The 21,642-nt window shown below is 64.3% G+C and carries 22 protein-coding genes; 13 read left to right on the top strand and 9 right to left on the bottom strand.

Annotated features, from left to right (window positions below; all coding sequences use genetic code 11):
* The first annotated feature begins 92 nt into the window (after positions 1-92).
* The 4 genes from G6035_RS05535 to G6035_RS05520 all read left to right on the top strand — a co-directional run bounded on the left by G6035_RS05535 (position 93) and on the right by G6035_RS05520 (position 6,219).
* Positions 93-1,595, top strand: coding sequence for a 4-hydroxyphenylacetate 3-hydroxylase N-terminal domain-containing protein (locus tag G6035_RS05535; RefSeq protein ID WP_176616072.1), 1,503 nt, complete (start codon positions 93-95; stop codon positions 1,593-1,595).
* 11 nt (positions 1,596-1,606) lie between these two features.
* Positions 1,607-3,022, top strand: a complete 1,416-nt coding sequence (locus G6035_RS05530) for an MmgE/PrpD family protein (protein WP_176616071.1) — start codon at positions 1,607-1,609, stop codon at positions 3,020-3,022.
* 13 nt (positions 3,023-3,035) lie between these two features.
* Complete coding sequence (locus G6035_RS05525; RefSeq protein ID WP_176616070.1) at positions 3,036-4,184, top strand: flavin reductase; 1,149 nt, start codon at positions 3,036-3,038, stop codon at positions 4,182-4,184.
* A gap of 280 nt (positions 4,185-4,464) precedes the next feature.
* Positions 4,465-6,219, top strand: a complete 1,755-nt coding sequence (locus tag G6035_RS05520) for an IS1634 family transposase (RefSeq protein WP_176616069.1) — start codon at positions 4,465-4,467, stop codon at positions 6,217-6,219.
* A 173-nt stretch (positions 6,220-6,392) separates the two neighbouring features.
* Here the strand turns inward: G6035_RS05520 and G6035_RS19960 are convergent, their stop codons facing one another.
* Both G6035_RS19960 and G6035_RS19955 read right to left on the bottom strand, forming a co-directional pair.
* Positions 6,393-6,923 (bottom strand): zinc-binding dehydrogenase, encoded by a 531-nt coding sequence (locus tag G6035_RS19960; RefSeq protein ID WP_371130862.1) that lies wholly within the window; start codon positions 6,921-6,923, stop codon positions 6,393-6,395.
* 35 nt (positions 6,924-6,958) lie between these two features.
* On the bottom strand, positions 6,959-7,351 hold the full coding sequence (locus G6035_RS19955) for an alcohol dehydrogenase catalytic domain-containing protein (RefSeq protein WP_256127756.1): 393 nt from the start codon (positions 7,349-7,351) through the stop codon (positions 6,959-6,961).
* 6 nt (positions 7,352-7,357) lie between these two features.
* Between G6035_RS19955 and G6035_RS05510 the strand changes: the two genes are divergently transcribed.
* Together G6035_RS05510 and G6035_RS19950 are read left to right on the top strand one after the other, a co-directional pair.
* Complete coding sequence (locus G6035_RS05510; RefSeq protein ID WP_256127755.1) at positions 7,358-8,263, top strand: alcohol dehydrogenase catalytic domain-containing protein; 906 nt, start codon at positions 7,358-7,360, stop codon at positions 8,261-8,263.
* Between the two features lie 53 nt (positions 8,264-8,316).
* Positions 8,317-8,523, top strand: a complete 207-nt coding sequence (locus tag G6035_RS19950; protein ID WP_256127754.1) for a hypothetical protein — start codon at positions 8,317-8,319, stop codon at positions 8,521-8,523.
* Positions 8,524-8,821: 298 nt separating this feature from the next.
* Here the strand turns inward: G6035_RS19950 and G6035_RS05505 are convergent, their stop codons facing one another.
* The 4 genes from G6035_RS05505 to G6035_RS05490 form a co-directional block, all read right to left on the bottom strand.
* Positions 8,822-9,628 carry an ABC transporter ATP-binding protein gene (locus tag G6035_RS05505; protein ID WP_176616068.1) on the bottom strand — a complete coding sequence of 269 codons (807 nt, stop codon included), beginning with the start codon at positions 9,626-9,628 and terminating at the stop codon, positions 8,822-8,824.
* A 45-nt stretch (positions 9,629-9,673) separates the two neighbouring features.
* The gene (locus G6035_RS05500; protein WP_176616067.1) at positions 9,674-10,501 is read right to left on the bottom strand and encodes an ABC transporter permease; all 828 of its coding nucleotides are present in this window, start codon (positions 10,499-10,501) and stop codon (positions 9,674-9,676) included.
* Positions 10,494-11,270: an ABC transporter permease gene (locus tag G6035_RS05495; protein ID WP_176616066.1), complete on the bottom strand. Its 777-nt coding sequence runs from the start codon at positions 11,268-11,270 to the stop codon at positions 10,494-10,496. The genes G6035_RS05500 and G6035_RS05495 overlap by 8 nt, the downstream gene beginning before the upstream one ends.
* 83 nt (positions 11,271-11,353) lie before the next feature.
* Positions 11,354-12,313, bottom strand: a complete 960-nt coding sequence (locus tag G6035_RS05490) for an ABC transporter substrate-binding protein (RefSeq protein WP_371130870.1) — start codon at positions 12,311-12,313, stop codon at positions 11,354-11,356.
* Positions 12,314-12,607: 294 nt separating this feature from the next.
* Between G6035_RS05490 and G6035_RS20520 the strand changes: the two genes are divergently transcribed.
* The 3 genes from G6035_RS20520 (at position 12,608) to G6035_RS20510 (ending at position 14,113) form a co-directional block, all read left to right on the top strand.
* The gene (locus G6035_RS20520) at positions 12,608-13,156 is read left to right on the top strand and encodes an aldehyde dehydrogenase family protein (protein ID WP_176616064.1); all 549 of its coding nucleotides are present in this window, start codon (positions 12,608-12,610) and stop codon (positions 13,154-13,156) included.
* Complete coding sequence (locus G6035_RS20515) at positions 13,144-13,365, top strand: aldehyde dehydrogenase family protein (RefSeq protein WP_176616120.1); 222 nt, start codon at positions 13,144-13,146, stop codon at positions 13,363-13,365. Before G6035_RS20520 ends, G6035_RS20515 begins: the two co-directional genes overlap by 13 nt.
* A 532-nt stretch (positions 13,366-13,897) precedes the next feature.
* Positions 13,898-14,113: an aldehyde dehydrogenase family protein gene (locus G6035_RS20510; protein ID WP_176616119.1), complete on the top strand. Its 216-nt coding sequence runs from the start codon at positions 13,898-13,900 to the stop codon at positions 14,111-14,113.
* Between the two features lie 121 nt (positions 14,114-14,234).
* On the opposite strand, the gene G6035_RS05470 is transcribed toward G6035_RS20510, so the two are convergent.
* The 3 genes from G6035_RS05470 to G6035_RS05460 form a co-directional block, all read right to left on the bottom strand.
* Positions 14,235-15,848, bottom strand: coding sequence for an FAD-dependent monooxygenase (locus G6035_RS05470; RefSeq protein WP_176616063.1), 1,614 nt, complete (start codon positions 15,846-15,848; stop codon positions 14,235-14,237).
* A gap of 32 nt (positions 15,849-15,880) precedes the next feature.
* Complete coding sequence (locus G6035_RS05465; RefSeq protein WP_176616062.1) at positions 15,881-16,732, bottom strand: fumarylacetoacetate hydrolase family protein; 852 nt, start codon at positions 16,730-16,732, stop codon at positions 15,881-15,883.
* Positions 16,733-16,810: 78 nt separating this feature from the next.
* Positions 16,811-17,695 (bottom strand): VOC family protein, encoded by an 885-nt coding sequence (locus G6035_RS05460; protein ID WP_176616061.1) that lies wholly within the window; start codon positions 17,693-17,695, stop codon positions 16,811-16,813.
* A gap of 374 nt (positions 17,696-18,069) precedes the next feature.
* Here G6035_RS05460 and G6035_RS05455 point away from each other — a divergent pair, with 374 nt between their 5' ends.
* The 4 genes from G6035_RS05455 to G6035_RS05440 all read left to right on the top strand — a co-directional run bounded on the left by G6035_RS05455 (position 18,070) and on the right by G6035_RS05440 (position 21,499).
* Positions 18,070-19,689, top strand: a complete 1,620-nt coding sequence (locus G6035_RS05455; RefSeq protein ID WP_176616060.1) for an arylsulfatase — start codon at positions 18,070-18,072, stop codon at positions 19,687-19,689.
* A gap of 101 nt (positions 19,690-19,790) precedes the next feature.
* Positions 19,791-20,735 (top strand): formylglycine-generating enzyme family protein, encoded by a 945-nt coding sequence (locus G6035_RS05450; RefSeq protein WP_176616118.1) that lies wholly within the window; start codon positions 19,791-19,793, stop codon positions 20,733-20,735.
* A complete protein-coding gene (locus tag G6035_RS05445; RefSeq protein ID WP_176616059.1) occupies positions 20,732-20,965 on the top strand; it encodes a hypothetical protein in 234 nt (77 codons plus the stop codon). The genes G6035_RS05450 and G6035_RS05445 overlap by 4 nt, the downstream gene beginning before the upstream one ends.
* A 96-nt stretch (positions 20,966-21,061) precedes the next feature.
* On the top strand, positions 21,062-21,499 hold the full coding sequence (locus G6035_RS05440; RefSeq protein ID WP_176616058.1) for an SRPBCC family protein: 438 nt from the start codon (positions 21,062-21,064) through the stop codon (positions 21,497-21,499).
* Positions 21,500-21,642: the final 143 nt, after the last annotated feature.

Raw genomic sequence — 21,642 nt, 5'->3', positions numbered from 1 at the left:
GGTCATTGCGCAATCGGCGCCAGCTATATAAACTTGTAGACAGAATATATTCTCGCCTCACCGGGGCGGGCAGACATCCTAAGGAGAAACACGTGAGCGCACGCACAGGAGCACAGTACAAGGCGGGCCTGAAGGACTCCCGCGAGGTCTGGCTCGGCAATGAACGCATCGACGTCACCGAACACCCCACTTTCGCGGGATCCATCGAGGGCATGGCTGCCTATTTCGACTACCAGCACAAGTACGCGGCAGACTGCCTCATGACCGACCCGGAAACAGGCGAGGAGCACAACGTGGCCCTCCTCCGGCCCCGGAACGCGGCGGACATCTTCCGCCGCCACCGCGCCTTTGACCGGCTGGCCCGCTACTCCAACGGGATGCTGGGCCGTACCCCCGACTACGTAAACGTGGTCCTGGCCGGCCATGCATCACGCAAGGACATCTTCGACCGTGCCGGCGATCCGGTGTATTTTGAGCGGCTTGAGGCGTACTGGCGCCATGTGCAGAAGAACGACCTGGCGCTGACCCACACGATCGTGCACGCCGCCATCGACAAATCGGTGGGTGAGCTCCAAGGCATCAACGAGGAGCTCACGCTGCGCGTCGTGGACCGTACCGAGGAGGGCCTGATCGTGCGCGGAGCCAAGATGCTGGCCACGCTGGGCCCGATCGCCGACGAGCTCTACGTCTACCCGGCCGTGCCCATCCAGAAGGGGTACGAGGAATACGCGCTCTCCTTCGCCATTCCCGTGGCAACGGCCGGCGTCGTCTCCGTCTGCCGGGACCACTACGGGGTCGACCAGGAGGTCGTCGACAAGCCGTTCTCGGCGCGCTTCGACGAGCAGGACGCCGTCATCATCTTCGATGACGTGCTGGTTCCCTGGGACCGCGTGTTCATCGACGGCCAGCTGGACGTCTACAACGCACTCAACGGCGGCACCGCCACCGGAAACACGCAGCAGCAGACCGCCATCCGGGCATCGGTGAAACTCGAGTTCGCCTACGACCTGTGCACCCAGATGGCCAAGGTCACCGGCACCGACTCCAAGCCCGACACGGCCTCGATGCTCGGTGAGATCTACTCGTACCTGCGCATCGCCCGTTCCGTCATCCACTCCGCCGAAGTCAACGCCTCCGACTGGGGCGGCGGCGCCTTCTTCTGCCATGACGACATCTCGGCCCTGCGCACCGTGATGCCGCTGTGGATGTCCCGGGTCAACGACATCATCAAGACCATGGGCTCACACAACCTGCTGGCCACCCCGACGGCGGCGGCCTTCGAGGATCCCCGCCTCGGACCACTGCTGCGCAAGTACCTGCCAGGCGCCGGCGGCATTTCTCCCGAGGAGCGCGCCAAGATCTTCCGCACCGCCTGGGACTTCGCGGGCTCCGCGCTGGGCAGCCGGATCGAACTCTACGAGCGCTTCTACCTTGGTTCCGTCGGGCGCGCCCGCGCACTTGACCACAAAAAGGCACAGGCCAAGGGTGAGAGCGGGGCTTTCGAGGCCATGTTCGCCGAGCTGGGCATAGTGCCCGTCGTGACCGAGCCCGAGGATCTCGGCCTGGACATCGCCGGGCTTGAGACCCGGGCATAGAGTCGGCCACCATGGAAAGCCCACTCCCCCTGGTTGACCGCCTGGTCGATCACGCCCTCACGGTCGACTACCGCGACCTGGACGCGCAGACCGTTTCACGCGTGAAAACACGCCTGCTCGACACCCTTGGGGCCATGGCCGCCGGCCACGGCGCGCCCGACACGGCGGCCGTGCTCCGCGTTGCCGCAGCTTGGGGGGAAGGCAACGACGCGGCGGTTCCCGGCGCCGGTCTGCGCCTGCCCGCCGCCTCCGCCGCCTTCGCCAACGCGGTGCTGGCCAGGTCCTTCGACTTCGAGCCCGTCGAAGCCGATGGGCCGGGGGGAAAACGCGCCGCCGCGCACATCTCCGGCACCACCGTGCCCGTCGCACTTGCCCTGGCGGAACTGACCGGGGCCTCGGGCCGGGACCTGCTGGCGGCCCTGGCAGTGGGCGACGATGTGACCGCGCGGCTGGCCGTGGCCAGCGGGTTCGACGTTTACTCCGGGCAGGACAACACCGGCACCGTCAACGCCCTCGGTGCCACACTCATGGCCGCCCGGATGCTGGGGCTCGACGCGGCCGCCGCCAAGCACGCGCTGGGAATCGCGGCCAACCAGCTCGGCGGCACCGTGGCCAACATCTTCGATGCGGCCAGCGCGTTCAAGCTGCCGATCGCCTTTGCCGCGCGCACCGCCATCGCCTCCGCCCAGCTGGCGGCGGCGGGGCTCACCGGACCGAACGATCCACTGGAAGGCCGGCACGGGTTCTTTGACATGTACTGCACCGACCCCCAGCCCGGATTGGCCGGCGAGGAACTCGGCGTCCGCTTCTTCGGCGACACCACCATCAAGCCGTGGTCCTGCTGCCGGGCCGCGCAGCCCTCGCTGGAGGCCTGCATCCGCCTGGTGACGGAGGAGGGCGTGAAAGTGGAGGACATCGACAAGGTCCAGCTCCACGTGACGCCGCGGACCCTCAACGGCTTCGTGGGCGCCCGCTTCGACCCGGTCGAGCGCCGGGCCGTGGCAGGGCTGTTCTCGATCCATTTCACGGCGGCGACGGCCCTGCTGCACGGGACCGTGCGCCCTGAGCACCTGCTCCCGGAGGCCATGGCCGATCCACGGCTCGCGGTACTGCTCGAGCGCATCGAGCTGACCGGTTCCCTGGACAACGGCGAACGGCTTACGGCCGAGGCCACCGCCATGTTGCGCGATGGGAGCATCCGGCATGTACGTGTCGAGACACCCGCCGGCGACCACGTTTCAACTCCCCTGGGCAGTTCGGCCTTGAGGGAGAAGTTCACGCTCAACCTCGCCTTCGGCCTGCCTGGGCTCGCCGACCGCGCTGCCTTGGTCATCGACGGGGTCCAGACCCTGGAGACGGCCGGCTCTCTCGATGGCCTCCTGCGGGCCTTCGACCCCAAACCCACCCTTTCAACCCTGATCTCCTAAAGGAGAAGTACCGATGAATACCCAAAACACGGCTCCAGAAGCCTCTGTCGTCGACGCCGGGACCTTCCGCAACGTGGTGGGCCACTTCGCCTCGGGCGTCACTGTCATCACCACCGTCGTCGATGGCATGCTGTACGGAACGACAGCATCCGCGGTCTCCTCACTGTCGATGGAACCGCCGATGATGCTCGCCTGCCTCAACCGTTCCAGTTCCACCCATGACCGGGTGGTGACCGCAGGCTACTTCGGCATCAACATCCTGGCAGAGGACCAAAGCGATCTGGCCTTCCATTTCGGCCGCAAGGGCGAAGACAAGTTCGCCACCGTCCCGCACACCATCTCACCCGAAGGCATTCCACTGATCGACGGCGCCCTGGCGACCATCGTGTGCAAGGTCGACGAGACGGCGACCGGCGGCACCCACACGGTGTTCCTGGGGCTGGCGACCAGTGCCGAAGCCCACGACCGCAAGCCGCTGGCCTACTACCGCGGCACCATGGGACGCCTGGAGCCTGTCAAGGAACTCAACGCCTACCGGGCCACCCGCAATTGGGTCCTGCAGCGCAAGACCCCATTGGACACCGACCTGGACATCGAGGAAATCGCCGGGGCCACCCGCTCCGAGGTCGCCCATGTGGGCAATGCCCTGGTGAAGCTTGAAAGCGAGCACCTGGTCTTCCGCACCGAAGCGGGCACGTTCCAGTCCACGCCGATCGACGCGGCATTCACAGATTCGGCCTACGATTCACGTGCGATCATCGAGTCCGGCATCATCGCCTCGCACATGGACAAGCTTTCCAATGAGGTCATCGCGGAGCTGCGCCGCATCACTGCGGAATTGGGACGCCTGCGCCAGCAATCTGAAGCGGACCTGGACGACTTCCTGGCCCTCAATGTTGCCTACCACGACGCCCTGGTCGGGGTCGCCGGTTCGACGCAGCTCAGCGACTCGTTCCGGCGCTTGGGCGTCGGAACCGTGTGGCGACAGGCGCTCACTCCGGCTGAATGGTCCCGCCAGATGGACCACACCCACGTTGTGGACTTGACGGAGGCTTTGGCCGCACACGACACTGTGGCGGCGCAGGATGCGCTGGCGGCACACACGGCCTTCGGCAAGACCCTGGCCCGCGAAGTCGTGACCCGTCACGGCGGCACGGTGTAGCCGGCAGCGGAGCACAACAACACAGAGGCAGGTCCCTTCCTGTTCGGGGGCGGATCTGCCTCGGTGCTTCGCCATCGTGGGCCCGGTAGTGGTGGCAGGCACCGATGGCTGCAGACCATCAAAAGACGTTGCACGGTCCCCTTAGGCTGAAGTTACGTGGGTCCTTTCCCCTGCTTCCTGCTGGATTCCGGGGAAGGGCCGTTCTTGTGCCAATGTTTGTAGCCACTAAATTCGTTGAAAATCCCTTCATTTTCATGACGGAGACGCGTATTACTTGGGTATGAGCAAGGTGACACCCGCGATGCACGTAGCCGTCCAAATGACGCATCGGGTCAACAAGTCCGGCGCTGAGGTCCAGTACCGTTCCGTGTTGTTGCGCCGCTCCTACCGGGAAGGCGGGAAGGTCAAGCACGAAACCATGGCGAACCTCTCGGCCCTGCCGGACGCGGCCGTTCAGACGCTGCGCTCCTCGTTGGCGGGCAAGACCATGATCGAAGCCGGCGCCGGGCTGCAGGTCACCCGTTCCCTGCCGCACGGGCACATTGAGGCCGTCTACGCCATGGCCCGCGGCCTGGGCTTCGAGGCCATGCTGGGTCCGGCGTGCCGGGAGAGGGACTTGGTCATGGCCCTGCTCGCAGCCCGGATCTGTGCCCCGTCCTCGAAGCTGGCGACCTTGTCCTGGTTCGCGGACACGACCCTGGGCCGTGATCTGGGACCGGTCAGCACGGATGACCTCTACGGGGCCATGGACTGGCTCGGGAACCGGCAGGGAGCCATTGAAAAGACCCTGGCCCGGCAGTACCTGCGCCCGGAAGTGAACCCGGGGAAACTGGCCCTGTTCGACCTCTCCTCCTCCTGGGTGACAGGCACCCGCAACCTGCTGGCCGCCCATGGCTACTCCCGGGACAAAAAGCGCGGCGTGGAACAGATCGAGTACGGCATGCTCGCCACCCGGGCCGGGATCCCGGTCGCGGTGCGCGTCGTGCCGGGGAACACTGCGGACCCGACCGCGTTCATCGCCATTGCCAAGGAAATCCAGGACCTTGCGAAAGTGGAGGACATGGTCATGGTCGGGGACCGGGGCATGATCACTTCCGCCCGCATCACGGCGCTGAAGAAGACGACGCTAGGCTGGGTGAGTGCCTTGCGCAACACCGCAATTCAGGCCCTCGCCCAGGACCACGGACCGTTGCAAATGTCCCTCCTCGATGAGCAGAACCTGGCCGAGATCAGCCACCCGGACTACCGCGGGGAACGGCTGATCGCCTGCTACAACCCGCCCCTGGCCGCGATGCGCAAACATAAACGCGAAGAACTCCTGACCGTGACCGAGGAACGGCTGAAAACCATCCAAAAAGCCGTCACGGCAGGTCGGCTGAAGGACGCCGGGAAGACCGGGCTGCGGGTCGGCAAAACCCTGGGGAAGAACAACATGGCCAAGCACTTCACCCTGACCATCACCGACACCACCCTGGCCTGGGAAAGGAACCCGGAGACCATCGCGAGGGAGGCGGAGCTGGACGGGATCTACATCATCCGCACCGGCGTTGACACAACCACCATGGATGCCGCCGAGGCCGTGCGGGTCTACAAGTCATTGGCGAACGTGGAGAAGATTTTCAAGACCCTCAAATTCAGGGACCTGCAGATCCGCCCGATCTACCACCACACCGAGGAACGCACCCGCTCCCACGTGTTCCTTTGCATGCTCGCCGGCCACCTGACCTGGCACCTCCGCACCGCCCTGGCACCGCTGACCTGCACCGATGAAGACCGGCCCGTCCCGGAGGAACCCGTCACCGCCGTCCACCGTTCGAGCGCCGCGACACGTAAGGCCAGCACCCAAAAACTGGACGACGGCACCCCAGCCCGGTCCTACCAAGACCTGCTGCGCCACCTCGGCACCAGAACCCGCAACACCATGACAAGGACCGGCCAGAACGGTACCTTCGAACTCCTCGCCACCCCCACACCCACCCAGCACCAAGCCGCCGTGCTGATCCACGACCACACCACCAAAAACAACAGAAAGTAGCCAGACACCCCAGACACAAAGACTGGAAGATCCCCGGAAACCCGGGGATCTTCCTGTCTCAACTAACGTAACTTCAGCTTAAGGGAACCGTGCAATGTTGCGGGCGTAGCGGCGCGGCATCCTTGGAAGGTCACCGCACCGCCCAGCGCCTACGGGTTGCCGCCCCGGCCAGGTCAGAAACGAATAATGCTGCGCGCGATCACGCCGGTCTCCTGGCGCTCATAAGCTTCGTTGATCCCCTCCAGCCCAACCTCCTGCGCGATCAGGTCATCGAGGTTCAACCGACCCTGCAGGTACAGCTCCGCATAATAGGGAATATCCTTGCGGATGTTGGATGAGCCCATATAGATGCCATGCAGCGAGCGCTGCCTCACCAACAAATCCATCATGACGCTCAGCTCCAGCGGCTTGCCCCGGGGGATGCCGATGAAGTGCACATCGCCGCCTGTACGGGTCACCTCGATGGCCTGCCGTTGGGTGGCGCCCAGGCCGATGGCCTCGAACGCATGGTGCACGCCGCGTCCGGTGATCTCTTCGACGCGCGCCACCACATCCTGCCCGGCGCCATTGACCAGATGGGTGGCGCCGAACTTGCGGGCCAGTTCCAGCTTCTCCGGCTGCAGGTCGATCCCGATGATGGTTCGCGCCCCTGCCAGCCGCGCCCCCGCCACCAGGTTCAGCCCGATACCGCCAAGGCCCACCACAGCCACACTCTGCCCCGGTGCCACCTTGGCCGAGTTCAGTACCGCGCCGACTCCCGTCGCAGTGGCGCAGCCGAGTACGGCGGCCTGGGCGAACGGGATCTCGCGGGGGACCTGACCAATTTGTTTTGGTGCAAGACGGTGAACTGTGCAAAACCCGCGACGCCAAAGGCCTCGACGCGCTCCCCATTGCGGTTCAGCCGGCACGGGTCCTGCGCGGTGCGCATGACGGCACCCGGATTCAGGCACCTGTAGCTTGCCCCGGCAACGCACTCCTCACAGGCGCCGCAGAAGCTTATTTCACTGCCGACCACGTGGTCGCCGATCTCGAAATCAGTCGCGTCGGGGCCCAGCTTCACCACGACGCCTGCCATCTCGTGCCCAACGACCATGGGCAACGGCCGGCCGCGGTCCACGCTGGCCACGATCATGTCGGCATGGCACAGGCCTGCGGCTTCAACCCTGACCATGACTTCGGCACCGCGGGGCTCGTCGATCTCGAGGTCTTCGATCTCGAAGCCCGCTCCGATGGCATCGATGACTGCGCGTTCGAGGTACTCGAGATTTCCATCGACAACCCCGCGCCCCAGGAGGTCCTGATCGATGTCCGGGCCAGCGGCCTGTGTCATTCGGACCTGCATGTTGCCAGCAACGACGTGGGTTTTCCGATGCCCGCGGTGTTGGGACATGAGGTCTCCGGCGTCGTGGCTGCGCTTGGTTCCGCGGTGACGGGGCTGTCGGTGGGAGACCATGTGGTGACGTCCCCCGTGCATTCCTGCGGAACGTGCAACTCCTGCCGGGCCGGCCGGCCCTTCCAGTGCCGCTTCCCGGCACACACCTCCAGGGCGCCAGGGCACGCGCCGCGCCTGAGCTTGGAGGGTCGGGCACTCACCCAGTTAATCGGCGTCGGCGGCTTTGCCGAACAGGTTCTGGTCCATCAGAACACCGTGGTACCGGTCCCCCGCGAGATTCCTTTCGACAAGGCCGCGCTGCTCGGCTGCGGCGTGGTGACGGGGGCTGGAGCCGCGATCAATACCGCGCGCTTCCGCCCCGGGGACTCCGTCGTGGTGATCGGTGCCGGTGGCGTTGGCCTGAACGTCATTCAGGGTGCACGGCTGGCGGGCGCCCCGCGAATCCTCGCCGTTGACTTGCAGCGGGCCAAGCTGGAACTGGCCACCGTGTTCGGGGCAACCGATGTCATCGACGGTGCCGACGCAGACTCCGTGGCGGAGGTGCTGCGGCTGACCGGCGGCGGGGTCACCCACGTCTTCGAGGTCATCGGTCTGAAGCGGACCACCGAACAGGCCGTGGCCATGCTCGAGTCGGTGGCACAGCCTACCTGATCGGAGTCCACCAGCCGGGCGCGACGATCAACGTGACACCATTTGGCGACCTCATGGGCAAGCAAAAGGACATTCGCGGGGTGACCATGGGATCCAGCAACGTCGCCATTGACATCCCCATGTACGCCGGGCTCTACCTGCAGGGACGCTTCACGCTCGACGAGCTGGTGTCCTCGTACATAGGGCTGGACGGCATCGAGGCTGGATACGAGTCGCTGCGCTCAGGCGCCGTGGCACGCAACCTGATCACGAGTTTCTAGTCCCCCACAAAAATGGTCCCGGTTCGGTGAACCGGGACCATTGCCGTGCCAGCTGACGATATCGGCTGGGCCTGCGTCAACGAGGTGAAGACAGCGCCGGCCACGGCGCCCCACGGGACGAGACAACTCAGCGCCCGGCTCGATTCGATCCAGCGTGAACCGCGGACTCCAGGGTTTCGACACAGTCGTTGATCAGGACCTCGGCAGTGCCGGGGGCGGCTACCTTGACGTTCTCACTGCCGAAACCGCTGCCGAACGCGCGCATCCCAGCGACGCATGCGGCGTCTCCTGACGCGCCCTAGTTCTTGCGCAGCCGATGCAGGATCCGCGCGCGGGCCTCACCAAAGCGAGGGTCCGCTTTGGTGTCGACCTGGTCGCGCTCCTCGCCGAAGCCGGTCACGATCACGTCGACCACTGTGGCGGGCTTCTCCGCGATAACCACGACTTTGTCGGCCAGGTAGAGGGCTTCGTCGATGTCATGGGTGACCAGCAGGATGGTCACGCCGAATTCCTGCTTGAGCTTGATAACCAGGTCCTCGAGGTCGAAGCGGGTCTGTGCATCGACGGAGGCGAACGGTTCATCCATCAGCAGCACCTTGGCATTGTAGGCCAGCGCACGGGCGATGGCCACGCGTTGCTGCATGCCGCCGGACATTTCCCACGGATACTTGCCGCCTTGGCCCGCCAGCCCTACCGCAGCAAGGTTCTCCTCGGCCACGCGTATGCGGTCGGCCTTGTTCATCCCCTTGCCCTGCAACGGGAACGCAACGTTCTCGCGGGTGGTCATCCACGGCATCAGCGAACGGCTGTAGTCCTGAAAGACCACAGCCAAGTCCGGGTGGGGGCCGTCGATGATGGCGCCCCCGACCTCGATGGTTCCGGCCTTGGGGTGCAGCAATCCGGAGAGGCATCGCAGCAAGGTGGTCTTGCCGACGCCGGAGGGACCGACGATGGAAATGAACTCACCGGTGTTGACGTCCAGGTCGAGGTTTTCGAGGATCTTGTTTTCAGCGGTTCCCGAGCCGTAGCTCATGGTCATGCCGCGGACCTTCATCAACAGGGTGCTCTGGGCGAGCTGCGAGTCGGCCTGTACGGGGGCAGTCATGGCTTCTCCTTGGTCTTTGTGTGGATCGGAAATGGTCACGGTCGGCTACTGCGAGCCGGAGGCGTAGTACCAGCGCAGCATCCGGCGCTCGGCCAGGATGAAAAGCATGGAAATGATGTAACCGACGACGCCGACCAGCAAGGCGCCGGCCCAAGTCTCAGGCACCTGAAAAGTGGCCGAGGAGTTCAGGATGTAAAACCCCAGGCCCTCGGTCGAGGCGAACATTTCGGAGACCACCATGACCGTGATGCCGATGGGCAACGCAACCCGGACGCCTGCCACGATCTGCGGCAGGGCCGCCGGAAGCACTACCTTGCGGAAGTGCAGACCCCTCGGGATGCGGTAGACCTTGGAGAACTTGCGGATTGTCGGCTCCACGCCGAGCACACCGTCAATCGTGTTCAGCAGGATCGGCCACAGGCAAGCGAACGCGATCGTTCCCATCTTCGGTCCCTGGCCCAAGCCAAAGACTCCGATGATCATGGGAACCAAGGCGGCCTGCGGCACCGAACGGAAGAAGTGGATGATCGGATCAACAATGCGGCACAGCCACCCCACCTCGCCCAGCAACAGCCCGAAGCCAATGCCCAGTGCCGCCGCGACCAACAGTCCCACGAAGAGGTTGGCCAGCGAGTAGAGGGCGCCGGCCATAATGACACCGTTGCCCAGGTCCCGGACCAGCACGGTGAGGATTTGCTCGAGGGAGGGAATGAAGAAGTTGGTGCTGCGGGCCGAGAAGACCCACCAGGCCGCCAACACCACAAAGACCAGCCACGTCGACTGCAGTATCCTCGTCCCGGTGTTCGGGCCGCCTGCCCGGCGAACCTTGCGCGCGGCACGCGGCTGGGCGGCGGTCAGGGTGGCACTAGTCATTTTCTTGCCTCTTCCAAATCAGGAGACGGTTTTCGAAGCGCTGCAGTACCGCGGCCATGGCCCAGCCGACCATTCCGGTGAAAAAGAGGTAGGCGAAGGCCATGTCCCAGCGCTGCTCCTGCTGCATCAGCGTGATCTGCCGTCCAATCCCCGGTGCCTGGCTGATGACCTCGACACCGACGGCAATCAACAGGGCGACCGAGGCGGAGATCCGCACGCCCGTGGCGATGAATGGCAGGGCCGAGGGCAGCAACACCCTGCGGAAGCGTAGCAACGGCGGTATGCGGAAGACGGCAACTGTGTCCGAAACCGCCGCCTCCTGGCGACGCGCCCCGTAGACGGTCTGCACCAGCACCGGCCAGAGGCAGCTGAGCGCCACCACGACGATCTCCATGCGGGCATTGGACCCCAGGAGCATGATCACCACGGGCATCAGTGCCAGCACCGGGAAGGAGCGTCCAAAGTCCACCAAGATGGACGTGGACCGGTCAAGGAAGTTGATCGATCCGATGACCAGGCCGGCCACGACCCCGACGACCGCGGCGATGGCCCAGCCGGACAGTGCTGCCAGAAGCGTCTTGCCCAAAGCGCCCCAGAACGCGGCGCTGACGAAGGCCTTCCCAATGGCAGCAAGAATCTGGGAAACGCCCGGGAGCATTGAGGGCACGGCGCCGCTTGCTATGACAAGCCACCAAATGCCCAGCAGGATCAGGATCGCCGCGACCCGTTGCGCCAGCAACAGGCGCGGGGACGTCGTGGTCTCTTTCATGTTCTACCTCAAGTCGGGGGGTGGGAGCGTGCGGTGCCGGCGTCCCGTGCATCCGGGACGCCGACCGCACACAGGGACGGTTGCTACTGCGCTTTCGCCGAGGCACGGCGGGGAGCGCCGGACCACAGCACGTCGTCAACGGAAATCGACTTTTTCAGCAAACCGAAATGCACCATGGCATCGATGCCGGCCTGCGCTTCCGCTTCGTTGATCGTGGTGTCCGCCGGGACGAAAGCCTTCGGCGCCTTGGCAACGTCGATCTGGTTGACCTCGGCGTTAACCTTTTGGACCGCGGCAAGGTTGGCAGGGTCCTTGTAGTAAGCGACCGCCTCTTTCATCGCCGCCACGAATTTCGTTGCCTCGGCCCCGTTCGAGGCCAGCCAGTCCTTCTTGGCGGTCCACACGGTCACTGGCATGTTGGCTTGGTATTCCCGCACCGGGTTGGAAATGGAAACGAAGCCCGCGCCAAGCATTTGACGGTAGAACTGATCGACGGGGACCACCGCATCCACGGTGCCCTGCTCGAGTGCCGCCTGCATGCCGGAGTACGGAATGGCGACCTCCTTGACGCCATTCACATCCACGCCTGCACCTTCCAGCGCCTGCAACACCGGGATGTCACCCCCGGACTTCACGCCGACGACCCCGATGGTCTTCCCCGCCAACCCCTTCAGCGAAGTGATGCCGGAGCGCTTCGAAACCAGCACGCCCGAGTTGTCAGTCTTGGGATCGACCACGCCGTTGCCGGCAATCACGCTGACCGGGAGGCCTTTGGCGACCGAGGTTGCCACGTTGATCCACGAACCCGTGGCGATGTTCACGTCCCCGGAAACCACCTGGGCGAGCTGTGACGCCGGATCGGCGCCGTTGACGATTTCCACGTTCAGTCCCTGCTTTTTGAACATGCCCTTTTCCTGGGCGAGGTAAGCGGTTTCGAACTGGATGGCTGCCACGGACACGCGGATGGTCGCAGCTTTGTCCGCGCCGGCGCCGTTGGCGGCGGGGGAGCCGGTGTCGCTGCCGCAGCCGGCAAGTCCGGCCACGGCCAAGGAAGCGATGGCAAGACCGGAAGCGGCCCGTGCAAAAAATTGGCGTCGAGTGTGTCCCACAGAATTTCTCCTCAGCGAGATTCCTGGCACATGGGCCAGGGAGTTGTAGGTGCCCCGTCGATCTGTGGGGCAGTGGGAGATGTTCCCACGATGTCGGACTACATAATGCATTCCGTTCATCACAATATATCCTTAGTCTGATTATGTGGCAAGTCTCACAGAACGCAGAGTTTGCCGCTCCATCCGAACAGGCGCAATGACCCACCGACCCTGATCCGAGGAAATGCCATGACCCTTACCGTTGCCGAATCCCACGCCGTGGAAGCCCAGGTGCGCAAGCGCCTGGCGGCTTCCACGTTGCCGCTCATCGTCAACGGCCGCGCCCGTCGCTGGCGCCGCGAATTGTTGCCGGTCACCGACCCTTCTACGGGCCGGCGGCTGACATCCACGGCCAGCGCAAACGCCGGGGAAATCAACGAGGCGGTGGCCGCGGCACGCACCGCTTTCGAGTGCGGCCCCTGGGCTTCACTGGCCCCGGCAGGCCGCCAGCGCCTCCTGAACGAACTACGCCGATGCACTGGAAGCCAACCTCGACGAGTTGTCCACTCTGGAGTCCCTAAACTGCGGGAAGCCATTTGGGGTGGCCAGGAACTTCGAACTCACTCAGGGAATCGAGATACTGCGGTACCACGCGGGGTGGGCCACCAAGCTCAACGGCGAGACGCGGGGCACCACTTCCCTTCCCGGCGAATGGCACGCATACACGCTTCGCCAGCCGCTTGGCGTGGCCTCGTTGATCGTGCGGTGGAACGTGCCTTTCACCGATCTCGAAGATAGCACCGGCCCTGGCGGCCGGCTGTACCGTCGTGCTCAAGCCCTCAGAGCTCACTCCCTCACCGCGGTGCGTCTGGCCGAGATCGCTCTCGAGGTCGGCCTCCCGGGTGGCGTGCTCCACGTTGTGCAGGGTCTGGAACGTGTGGCCGGACAGGCCCTGGCAGACCACCCCGGTGCCGATAAGGTCTCGTTCACTGGATCGACGGCCGTAGGCAAGCGGATTCTGGCTTCGGCCGCCGACAATCTGAAGCGGCTGAGCCTTGAGCTTCGCGGCAAATCTCCGGTCGTGATTTACCCGGATGCCGACCTCGCCAAAGCAATTCCGGGCGCCGCGATGAGCATCTTCGCCAACGCGGGACAGGCGTGTGTCACCGGGTCACGCCTATACGTCCATGAGGACGTGGCAGAACAAGTCATTGCCGGCGTCGCCGCTTTCGCCGATCCGATGGTCTCAGGCCCTGGCATGGACACGTCGACAAATCTGGGTCCGCACATTTCCGAGCAGCAGCGCGAACGCGTACTCGTTCACGTCGCCTCGGGCATCGCCGAAGGGGCCGAGCCGGCCACCGGCGGAACCGGCCTCGAGGGTGAGGGGTCCTTTGTCGCTCCCACGGTCCTGCGCAACACGACGGCGGACATGTCCGTGGTCCGGGAGGAAGTCTTCGGGCCCGTCTTGTCGGTGAGCACCTTCACGGACGATGACGACCTGGCCGAGGTGCTTCGCCGGGCCAACGACACTGACTACTGCCTAAACTCCTTCATCTTCACCCGCGATATTTCACGCGCGCTCACCTTTGCCATGCGCATCCAGGGCGGCAATGTCAGCGTGAACACTGGTGCGGGCATGGACGCGAACATGCCTTTGGTGGATTCAAGCAGTCGGGCTGGGGACATGAAAATGGACGCGAGGGCATCGAGGCCTATACCTCCCTCAAGTCAGTTACCGTGAAGCTGCATTAGCCTCCCCGGCATATGCGAGCCGGCAACCCCGGGTTCACCTCACTTGGAGGGTAACCCGGGGCTGCCGCATATCCATGGATTCGAACCGCCATGGCCACTGCGACCTCACGAGGTCTCGGTGTCAGGGCACGCTGGGCATCGTCCGCAGACCCGGCACCTTCCCTGCCAAGGCGGCCACCACATCTGCCCGCAGGCCGATTTCGGCCGTGGCGGCAACGTAGCGATCCGGTCGCACCAACAACACGAGGCCACATGCAGCGGCAAAGACGCCCGCGCAATCCATCGCCTCTTGGCGCCACCCCTCCCCGCCTTCCACAACGAGGGTTCCTCCGTCGTGGACTTCGATGGCCGTCCAGCCAACGTCGAGCAGCTCATCAAGCGGAACATGCCCACCCTCAAGGCCCACCTTCGGCTGTGGGAGCGCACGACCCACCAAGCTTGCCGCCGCAGCCGATATCCGCCCTGAGGGCGGAACCACCGTCCCGTCCACGTAGTGCGGCTGCTTAAGGAACTTCATTCGGGTAAGCCACTGATTCAGCGGCGGCACCGCCCGGGTCGCCACGACCAACGCGTCGCGCAGCCGTGTGATCATGGGGTTGGTGTTCATCACCACCGAGCCGATGCGCTTGGAGAGCTTGACCATCTCCACCGCATGCGGACGACGCTCCAAGGCGTAGTCGTCGATGAGCGCATCGGTGCCTTCTCCCCTGATGTGGGCAGCCACGCGCCAGGCGGCGCCGGCGGCATCCCGAATGCCGGCGTTCAGCCCCTGGCCCGCGAAGGGCGGCATCATGTGGGCTGCGTCTCCGGCCAGCAGGACGCGGCCGACCCGGTAGCGCTCGGCAACGCGTTGGTGGGCAGTATAGACGGCCGCACGACGGACGGTGACCGTGGTGATGTCCTGGTACGGGGCGACAAGTTTGGCGATCGAAGGAGGGGAAACCATCTCCTGCTCGTCCTCGCCCTCAAAGAGCATAAATTCGTAGCGGCGGCGGCCGCGCACCCCGGGCACGACGACGGTGGGCCGGGTTCCGTTGCAGTGGAAGGAGGCAAAGGGCTCAGGTTCACCGGGTACATCCAGGAGATCGATGACAATCCACTTCTCCACTTGGGTGGAACCACTGAGGCCTATGCCCAGCTCGCGGCGGGTGAAGCTGCGTCCGCCGTCGCAGCCAATGACCCAGGCAGCATTGACGACGAGCTCGGTGTCGGCAGCATCGAGCGCAGGCGTGTGGTCGTTGCCAACGTCTCCGGCCAGCACGCCGGAGACACCGCGGGAACGTGCGCCGCGGCGCACCGCTGTCACCGTGACCCCGTCGGCATTCTGCGTGATCGAGGTGGCCTCCGTATTGAAATGCAAGTCGATTCCAGGACGTTCGGAAGCTGCCTCGAAAAGCAGTCCCTCCATGACGGGCTGGTCGAACTGGGATTTACCCGGCTGTCCGACCCGCGGGTTGCCCGGCCGGACGTCGGCAAGGATTCTGCCCCCGCGCCCGTAGTATCTGGCACCCGTGTCCATGAGCATCTCGGGAGCGAGGCGAGACATGATGCCGATCTGGTTCATCACGCGCAGCGTCTCGTCGGTGGCGCTGATGGCCCGTGGTTCGTCGCCGCTGCCCCAATGCTTCTCGATCAGCGCCACTCGCAGCCCCTGATCGGCCACGAGGTTGGCCGCGGTCAGGCCGGTGGGACCGGCCCCGATGACCAGAACATCGGCATCGATACGCTCTGCCATGCTGTACTCCTCCACCCGGACGTTCGCTGCGCCTAGTTGACTTCGTCGACGACAGAGTTGCGCAGGGTACCCAGTCCCGTGATCTCCACTTCGACCACGTCGCCGGCATTGAGCAGGCCGCCCTCGCCCCAGAAAAGGCCCACGCCGCCGGGGGTGCCGGTCACGATGACGTCTCCCGGGTTAAGCTTCGTGAAGCCGGTGACGTAGGCCATCAGCTGCGGGATGGTGAAGTACAGGTCGGCGACCGACGCCTTTTGGCGGGTTTCGCCGTTAACGCGGGTTTCCAGGGTGAGGTTGTTGACGTCGCCCAGGTCGGCCGCCGGAACCAGGTACGGACCGAAGCCTCCGGTGGTCGGGAAGTTCTTGCCGGGGATCCACTGGCTGGCAGCTTTCTGCCAATCGCGGACCGAGAAGTCGTTGTACGCCGCGTAGCCGGCGATGTGGTCCCAGGAATCATCTTCCGAAACGTGCCAGGCTTCCTTGCCGATGACCAAGGCCATTTCGCCTTCATAGTCGAATTTGGTGGTGCTGGCCGGCTTGACGGCGTCCGCCAGGTGGCCCATCTGCGAATCGGCAAAGCGGGTGAACACCGTGGGAGCGGTCTGACCGGTCTTGCCCGATTCTTCCTGGTGAGCACGGTAGTTCACGCCGATGCAGATGATCTTGCCGGGGTTGGTCACTGCCGGCAGGAAAGTAACTTCGGTCTCGGGGCGGGCGGGCGCTCCGGTGACGTCGATGTCGGTGCCGAAGACGCCTTTTTCAATCGACTCGCGCATGGTGCGGGCGAGGTTAAGTCCCGTGGGTCCAAGATCGTAGGCGGTTTCATCGATGATGAGACCCCAGGTCTCGGTACCGTCGATGGCAAGAAAGGATGCATATTGCATGGGGGAAAAGCCTTTCAACTGTGTGTCGTTTCAGTGTATGAAGTGTGCGGGAGGCAAGGGCCTGGCCCGCGTGTCTGGCTAGCGAAAAGTCTTCAGCTCGGTGACCGAGGGGATTCCGTAGGTGCGGAAATCGTCGGTGCGGCGGTTTGACCACATGTTCCACCAGTTTTGGTCTTCGCCCCAGATGACCGGGGCGCGCTCGTCGTCGTAAATCTGCTCAAGATCGGCATAGAGTTCCACTACGGCTCCCGAGGTTTCCACGTAATACGCGGCGATGTTGTGGCCGGCGCCATGGCGGACCGGACCCCAAATCAGTTCGCGCCCCGCCCTGCCCAACCGGTCCCCCAGCTTGGCCAGCTCGGCGATCGACTGGACCTGCCAAGCATGATGGTGGAAGGCACCCCGACCCTGGATCAACGCGATCCCATGGTGGTCAGGGTTGCAGCGCATGAAGTAGGCGAAATCGTCGCCAATGATGTCCGAAAGCCGGAAGTCAAAGATCCGGCGGAGGAATTCCATCATGCCGCGCGCGTCGCGCGGATGGAAGTTGATGTGTCCGTAGCGGTCCGGCCCAAAGCCGAGCAACACTGGGTCAACGGTCTGCATCCCGGTGTAGATCTCGAAGATCCAGCCCTCAGGGCCGATGAAGCTAAAGCCGTCCTCCACCCCTGCGCTGACCGCGGTGTGGGACACAAATTTGAAGTTTTCGTTCTCAACGCGTCGCCGGATTTCCCGCAGCGCGTTGCCGTCCTGGGCGATGAGGCCGAGAGAATGAATCCCGTTAACGTCACTCTCCACGTACACCAATTCATGGTGGACCGCATTGGCCGCCAAATAGACCTCGTTTGCCGTGCGGTCCGTGACGCGCAGTCCCAACAGCTGGGTGGCGTCGAAGATCGAGCCCTCGATGTTGTCGGTCTGGATGGACACGTGGCCCATCTCTCTAATCAAGCCCCAGGCCATGGCCCATCCTCTCCGTCGTGAACTTCAAGAAAACATTATCATGATCAGAATAAATTCTCTACGATTGAATGCAACCTCTAGGATCGGGTTCCGTCATGTGGCCCGCAGTTGACAAAACTCGCAGCTGCGTTCGTAGAATGGCGTCGGCTGGGTGCCGGCGCCACGATTGCCGTTTTGCCAACCAGCGCTCCCATCGTGATTACGGTCCCCGCGGTCAAGGTCTCCAGAAAAGGCCGGCGGAACCACCGATCATTCTTCCCTCGTGAATGGGGACAGGGGGCAGCCGCCAACGCCCATTGCTCACGTCTCTCGACGCACAGAATGCTCGGGACCAGTGGCCCACATCGACTACCCCCACGTATCCAGGAGGAACAGTGTCACGACGTCCCAATATCTTGTTCATTTTGGCCGACGACCTAGGTCAAGGCGACGTGTCCTGCTTCAACCCGGACGCGGGCTGGACGACGCGGCACATGGACAGCCTGGCAGCAGAGGGCATGCAGTTCACGGACTCCCATGCAACCAGTTCCCTGTGCACTCCGTCGCGGTACAGTGCCTTGACGGGACGGTACAACTGGAGGTCTCGGCTGAAACGGTCCGTACTCCCTGGCGATTCTGCGGCGCTCATAGAAAAGGACCGGCTGACATTGCCGCTTTTTCTGCGTGCGGAGGGTTACCGGACCGCCGTCGTTGGAAAGTGGCACCTCGGACTGGACTGGCAGCTGAAGTCCGGCGGCGACGAATTGATGCTTTCCGGACCCGGCGCCGGGGACCATCAGGAATCGCCGCACCGCATGGGGCGCAACGGCAATTTCGACCCGGGGTTCCCGGGCCACGCGGAGGGCCTTGATATCGACTATGCAAAGCCCGTCACGTTCGGCCCACGCGAAGTCGGTTTCGACTACTCGTTCATCACGGCGGCCAGTCTCGACCAGCCTCCGTATGTTTATCTTGAGAACGGCCTTCCACTGGGAGTCCCGTCCGTCCTGGGTGGGGACCACACGCGACTTGATCGGCGCACCGCCAACCACCAGCAAGCCATTCAAAAGGGACCGATGGTTGAGGGCTATGACGTCCGCCAAGTCGCACCGGATTTTCAGGCTAAAGCCCTGACCATTCTGGACGACCTTCTCGCCGGGGAAGACCCCTGGTTTCTTTACGTACCCAGCCACCTGGTACATGGCCCCATCATCCCCAACCTGCCATGGCAAGGTCGAAGCGGCCATGGTCCCTATGGCGATTTCGTCCTGCAGTTCGACGACTATGTGGGACAGTTGGTCGGACGCATCGACGAAGCAGGCGCCCGGGAAGACACGATTGTCATCGTCACCTCCGACAACGGTGCTTCCGGTGTCGCCAACCTTCCCTCGCTCAAGGCGCAAGGCCACGACCCCTCCAATGGATGGCGCGGGCACAAATCTGACATTTGGGAAGGCGGGCACCGTGAGCCCTTTATCGTGCGCTGGCCAAAAACCATCGAGGCGGGCTCTGTCAGCTCATATATCGTTTCCCATTCAGACCTCTTTGCAACCGTGGCCGAGGTCCTCGATGTGCCCCTCCCCGAAACCGCCGCTGAGGACTCAGTCAGCAACCTCCCGCTATGGACAGGTAATCGCGCTCCGGTGCGCACGGATGTGGTTTCCCACTCGGGCGGCGGCGGCTTTGCCATCCGCCGGGAAGAATGGAAGCTGGAATTCGTCACGACCGGGGACGGCATGGACCAGCGGTTCGAAGAAGCACAAGGCGGAAAGCCTACCGAGTACCGGGCCGCCCAGCTTTACCATCTGGGCGAGGACCCCGGGGAGACGCACAACCTCATCGACGACCACCCGGAGATCGTCGACGAACTCTCGGAGCTCCTGGCAAGCCACATCCGCCGCGGACGGTCAACCCCAGGGGCTGAACAACGGAACCAGCCAAACCCGCCCAGCGGCCGGTGGCGCCAGATCGACTGGATGGAAGATGCCGACAGGGTCGTGGCCAATTGCCTATAGACATCGACCCTCCGTGGCTGGAAGGGACGAACAGCCACGGTGCCAACTCCACCAACCCAAAGCTGACCGAGCTCGTCAGCGTGCCTGCAGGCTCCTTCCGGATGGGTTCGGACAGTGCGTATCCGGAGGAAGCTCCGTCGCGCCATCGCAGTGTTGGTTCCTTCCATTTGGAGCGCCACCCGGTCACCAATGCGCAGTTCGCCCGCTTCGTGGAAGCCACCGATTACGTCACGGAAGCCGAGAGGAAACCTGAGCCTGCGAATTATCCGGGCGTGGATCCACGGCTTCTCACTCCAGGAGCCCTCGTCTTCACCCCGACGCCGGGCCCGGTCCCGCTCGACGATTGGCGACAATGGTGGAGAGTGGTGCCAGGCGCCTGCTGGCACCGTCCGGAAGGACCGGGCAGTTCCATCGCGAAACGCATGGACCACCCTGTCGTGCAGGTTTCCTTCGAGGACGCGGCCGGCTACGCCCGCTGGTCAGGACGAAGGCTGCCCACGGAGGTGGAGCTGGAGTATGCCATGCGTGCCGATCATCCCGCGACCACCTATGCCTGGGGAGAGGAAGAACGCCCCAACGGGCAGCTGATGGCCAACACGTGGCAGGGCCGCTTCCCCTACCTTAACACGGGCGCCGAGGGATGGGTTGGAACATCACCCATCGGGTCATTCCCGGCCAACAGGTTGGGCCTGGTCGACCTCATCGGAAACGTATGGGAGTGGACTTCCACGCTCTTCGCTGAAGGATCGGACAGGGAAGTCGCGGACAGGTTGTCGGGCGCCGGCAAGGCTTCGGCCCATGGAAATCCATACCATGCCGCAGTCGGGGAAACGCTGCGCCCCCAGGCTTGCTGTTGCCTGGAGGACCCGAAGCGACGCATGAAGCGACTGTCCACCCCGCCGGGGGAATCAACCGCCCGCCGCGTGGTCAAGGGCGGTTCCCATCTCTGTTCAGCCGATTACTGCCATCGCTACCGGCCCGCTGCAAGGCAGGCACAGTCCGAGGACAGCGCGTCAACACATATCGGATTTCGCTGCGCAGTGTGATCTTCAACTGGCCGTCCGGTGGGCACGAAACGGCCGACTGCAACGGCGCCAGGCCGGCCACCTCCCGTTCCAAGGGCGTCACCAGCCACAGCGGAATCTCGCTCAGCGGCTCAACAACCAGGGTGGGGCAGGCGGCCGCCACGGACGCGGTGTCCGTCGGCGCGATGAACACGACATCGGCCCCGCCGTCGGCAACCAGGTTCAGCAGGCGCAGCAGCGGCGGCGGGTGATTTTCCAGGCCGAACCGGCAAGGAGGCGCAAGCCTCTTTCAAAAAGGGGACGGGGCAACGTAGGATTCGATCCAGCCTGAGACGAAGGAGCCGGCCATGGCGCACGCAGAAAATGAAGTGTTCATCAGACGCAACACCCGCGACGTTTACGACTTCCTGGCCAACGGACTGAACAATCCGCTCTGGCGCCCCGGGGTGACCCAGGTGCGCCTCGCCAGCGGGCCGGCCTCCGGGGTCGGTGCGGTGTACAGCCAGCGGATGGCAGGCCCCGGCGGGCGGAGCATTGACGGCGACTACCAAATCAACGTGGCCGAGCCGGGGGTGCGGCTGGGTTTCGACGTGGTTGCCGGCCCGGCACGGCCCACCGGCAGCTTTGCCCTCTCCGGGCACGACGCCGGCACCACGGTGTCCTTCAGCCTGACCCTGGAGCCCAAGGGGCTGATGAAACTGATGGGGCCCATGGTCACCAAAGCAATGCAGGCGGAAGTGGCCCAGCTGGAAAACCTGAAGCGCGTGCTGGAGCAGGATTCCTAAAACACACCTCGTAAACAACACCGCGGCCAGCCGTCCACGGTGCCGGCCCCATGCGTGGCCGGCCCCGACGGGTCGTCCGAAATCGGCCACACCGCTAGTTCAAGCGAGCAGGGGCGCGCGCCCGGCAATGTCGGCGCGCACGG

The sequence above is a fragment of the Arthrobacter sp. SDTb3-6 genome, assembly GCF_013376095.1.
GTDB lineage: Bacteria > Actinomycetota > Actinomycetes > Actinomycetales > Micrococcaceae > Specibacter.
Note: the sequence above shows the minus strand (reverse complement) of the source record. Positions and strands in the feature narration are given on the sequence as shown.